Origin of the sequence: Mesorhizobium sp. M7A.F.Ca.US.014.04.1.1 (assembly GCF_003998745.1) — a bacterium.
GTDB classification, from domain to species: Bacteria; Pseudomonadota; Alphaproteobacteria; order Rhizobiales; family Rhizobiaceae; genus Mesorhizobium; species Mesorhizobium ciceri.
On the sequence record NZ_RZRW01000561.1, the window covers coordinates 1 to 3,704 of the forward strand.

A 3,704-nucleotide genomic window follows, 5' to 3' on the forward strand; every position below is an offset into this window, starting at 1 on the left:
ATCTGCGAGGTCGACGTGCAGCCGCTGATGCCGGCGGCGGCCAGGATCACGCCGATCGCGATAAGGTTGAGTTTTGCTGGCAAGCCGCGCTCGGGTCCGGTTTGTCGGGTTGTTAAGAAATCCCTTACACCAGCGATTCAGGCCGGGCAATCGGGGCGATCAGGTGGTTTTCGGGTGGCGAGACGCGGGCGGCGATGCCATATTGTTCCGGATATGTACTGGGACGAATCCCGGATTTCGCCACTTTGCGGGAAGGAACGCATCATGGTCACGACAGCTTCGATCACGGCCGGCCACGCAGTGTTAGAAACAGTGATCGGTTTCATGGGCATTGCCTGGAGCGAAAAGGGCCTGATCCGGCTCTGCCTGCCCGAACGCAGCCGCGAAGCGGTGGAACGGCGCCTGCTGCGTCACGGTGGCGTTTCCGCTTCCACGGCGCAGCCGCCATGGGTGGTCGAGCTGATCGCAGCGATCAAGGCCTATGCGGCGGGCGAGGATGTCGATTTCTCCGCCGTACCGGTCGATCTCGACGGCGTCGACGATTTCCGCCTCGCCATTTACGACGCGGCGCGAAAACTCTCCTTCGGCGAAACCACCACCTATGGTGAGCTGGCCAAGACCGCCGGCCATGCCGGGCTCGCCCGCGAAACCGGGGCCGCCCTTGGAGCCAATCCGGTGCCGCTGGTCATCCCTTGCCATCGCATCCTTGCCGCCGGCGGCAAGATCGGCGGCTTCTCGGCGCCGGGCGGCTCGGTCACCAAGGAGAAGATGCTGGCCATGGAAGGCGTGCGCGTCGGCCCGCCGCCGCCGGCGCAGGTATCGTTCGGGTTTTGAGCGGCGGCCGGCGCTGGCAGAAGGCCTGGATCAGTACATCGGTCGCTTATTGACCGGGTTGGCGGGCACCGGCTGCATCACGTCCCAATGCTCGGCGATCTTGCCGTTTTCAACGCGAAAAATGTCCACGATGACGGTCTCCGGCATGTTACCTGCCCTCGGTTGAACGACCTGGGTCATGACGAGGTCGCCTTCGGCGATCACCCGCTTGAAGTCGACTTTTTGTTTTGGCCAATTGGCGACACCCATGCTTTCGAGAAGCTTTTTGACCGAGTCTCGGCCATCCGTCATCGTCGGGTTATGCTGAATGTAAGCCTCGGCCCAATAGCGGTCCAGCGCGGTAAGGTCATGGTCGCCGAACAGCGCCTGATAGGCTTTCAGGACAAGCGTCCTGTTTTTTTGAGTCAATTCATGCTGTTGCAGCACCTGCTTGACCGGCTTGGTGTTTTCCGCATGCGCCGCGGCGGTGAGCGCCGCGACCGCGAAAGCGGCCGCCGCGAAGGATTTAAGTTGCAGCACGGATGTCTCCCTCGGTTGCTTCGGTGTCAGGTCAATGCGCGCGCAACGAGCACCGTATCGACATACTGCCGCATGCGGATGATCTTGCCGTCCCGCAGTTCGTAGAGATGAGCGAAGGGGGCCGTCATGGATTTTCCCGTCGCCTTATATGTACCGGAATACACGCCGAAGGCCGCCACCCGGTCGCTATCGGCAATGAAGCTGTGCACGTCGGCGTGGTATCCGATCCACTCCGAGCCGAGCCGCTTGAAGACCCCCTGCATCAGGGCCTCGATGCCGACATAGGTGCCGGCATAGGGGAATCCTTCCGCCTCGGTCCATTCGATGTCGGCGGAAAGAACGGCCAGCAGATTGCGGCCGTTCTCCTCGGAAGTTCCCTCGTAGGTTCTACGGATCAAATCGAGGTTCGTCGCCATGTCAGCCCCACTTCATCTCGCCCTTGGCGACCTTGGATCCGACATCGAGGGCGACGCCCATACCGAGGCCGGGGAAGCGGGTCTCCATGGCGGCCTTCAACGCGGCGCTGTCTGCCGCCTTGTCCAGTTCTTCCTCGAAGGTGAGGAGATAGGACTTGGTGAACTCCACCGCCGAAGGACCGATCGCGGCATCGGGGGCCATGTGGCCGGGCACCACGACAGCGGGCTTGCGGGCGGCAATCGCGTCCAGCGTCTTGATCCAGGCGGCGCGGCTTTCCCTGGTCTGCGTGTCGGCGGTCCAGACGTGAACGCCCGAGAAGATCATCACCCCGCCGAAAACGGCATTGAGCGACGGCACGAACAGATAGCGGCGGTTGGCCAATCCTTCTTCCGCATTGACGATCTCTACAGTCTCGCCATCGACCGTCAGCGTTGCGCCGTCGAATGCCTCGGGGAGGACGATGTCGGAAAGCGCCTGCGGGCCATTTTCCTTCAGTTGCGGACCCCAGACGGCGAGCTTCTTCTCCACATTGCCCTTGATGGCTTCCAGCGTGGCGGAGGCAGCGATGACTTTTGCCTCCGGGAAGGCGTCCCGCACCGGCTTCAGGCCGAAGTAGTAATCGGGATCAGACTGAGTGACATAGATGGTGGTCAGCTTCTTGCCGGTGGCCTTGATGGCATCGGCGAGCGCCTTGCCGTCCGGATAGGTGAAGCCGCCGTCGATCAACAGGGCTTCGCTCGGCCCCGACAGCAGCACCGGCGCACGGAAGAAACCGTTTGGACCCGCCGGGAAGTGTTTCCAGCCAAGCTTGGCGCCGGCGGCCTGGCCGCTGTCGATGGGCGCGAAAACGGCGGTTGCGCCGAGGACCAATGAGGTCTTCATGATCTGTCTCCTCGTGAACATGGAATATCTCCGTTGAATGAAAGGGGATCGGGTGCGGCTACGGGCCCGCAGGGCGGACGGTAGACGGCACGGTAAGCCCTCTGGATTAATCAATAAATTGGCCGTAATAATACAAACTGTATGTTGAAAGCTTACAATGAGCCTTCGTGGTGGAATCGATAAACCTCAATCGCCTCGCCTATTTTGCCACCGTGGTCGACGCAGGTTCCTTTACCCGCGCGGCCGAGCGGCTTGGCATCACGAAAACAGTCGTCAGCCAACAAGTCGCTCGCCTCGAGGCTGAGCTGCGGACCACGCTTCTCGTGCGCACGACGCGAAGGGTCGAGCCGACGGAAGCAGGCCGTCTTCTGCATGCACGCTGCGTTCTGATCCTGCGGGATGTCGAAGAAGCGGTCGCCGAGGTTGGCGAGGCCAACGCCGAGGTGGCCGGTGTGCTGCGTGTTTCCGCGTCCAATGACTATGGCGCGATCGTGCTGGCCCCGATCGCCGCCCGCTTTCGCCAGAGATTTCCGGCCTGCGGCGTCGAACTGGTCATTTCCGATGCCATAATTGACTTGATCGGCAACAAGATCGACCTGTCCATCCGGGTTGGCTGGCTGGATGACTCCAGCCAGCAGGCGCGACGCATCGGCACCTTCCGGCAAATCCTGGTCGCGTCGCGGGATTTCGCGGCCGGGATCAGGGTGGACAAGCCGGAAGATCTTTCTTCCTTGCCGCTCGTTGCCAATGCCGTGCTTCGCAAGCCGTTCACCTGGAACTTCACCCGAGGCGATTCCGAGCCGCGCACCATCACCCTGCGCGAGGCGTTCTCCATCAACTCGACGCCCGCCGTACTGGAAGCGACGCTCGCCGGCGGCGGACTGGCAGTTCTGCCGGACTATCTGGTCGTCGACTATCTATCGCAGGGGCGCCTCGTCCACGTGCTCCCCGACTGGGCGCTGCCCTCCGGCGGCATTCACGTGGTCTATCCGGCGGCGCGCTTTCGCCCGCAAAAGGTGACGCAATTCGTATCCATGCTCACGGAGCATATC

Annotated in this window: 5 protein-coding genes; 2 read left to right on the plus strand and 3 right to left on the minus strand. The window is 62.2% G+C overall.

The window, feature by feature from the left end; genetic code table 11:
- The first annotated feature begins 264 nt into the window (after positions 1-264).
- Positions 265-834 (plus strand): methylated-DNA--[protein]-cysteine S-methyltransferase, encoded by a 570-nt coding sequence (locus EOA22_RS27480; protein ID WP_013530095.1) that lies wholly within the window; start codon positions 265-267, stop codon positions 832-834.
- A 30-nt stretch (positions 835-864) separates the two neighbouring features.
- Here the strand turns inward: EOA22_RS27480 and EOA22_RS27485 are convergent, their stop codons facing one another.
- The 3 genes from EOA22_RS27485 to EOA22_RS27495 are packed head-to-tail and all read right to left on the minus strand — an operon-like array spanning position 865 to position 2,673.
- Entirely contained in the window at positions 865-1,353 is a 489-nt protein-coding gene (locus EOA22_RS27485; RefSeq protein WP_063168800.1) for a nuclear transport factor 2 family protein, read from the minus strand.
- A gap of 26 nt (positions 1,354-1,379) precedes the next feature.
- Positions 1,380-1,769 (minus strand): nuclear transport factor 2 family protein, encoded by a 390-nt coding sequence (locus EOA22_RS27490; RefSeq protein ID WP_063168801.1) that lies wholly within the window; start codon positions 1,767-1,769, stop codon positions 1,380-1,382.
- 1 nt (position 1,770) lies between these two features.
- Positions 1,771-2,673, minus strand: a complete 903-nt coding sequence (locus EOA22_RS27495; RefSeq protein ID WP_063168802.1) for an MBL fold metallo-hydrolase — start codon at positions 2,671-2,673, stop codon at positions 1,771-1,773.
- Between the two features lie 149 nt (positions 2,674-2,822).
- On the opposite strand from EOA22_RS27495, the gene EOA22_RS27500 reads away from it, so the two are divergent.
- Positions 2,823-3,704 (plus strand): LysR family transcriptional regulator (locus EOA22_RS27500; RefSeq protein WP_164755884.1); only part of this gene is annotated, 882 nt, incomplete at its 3' end.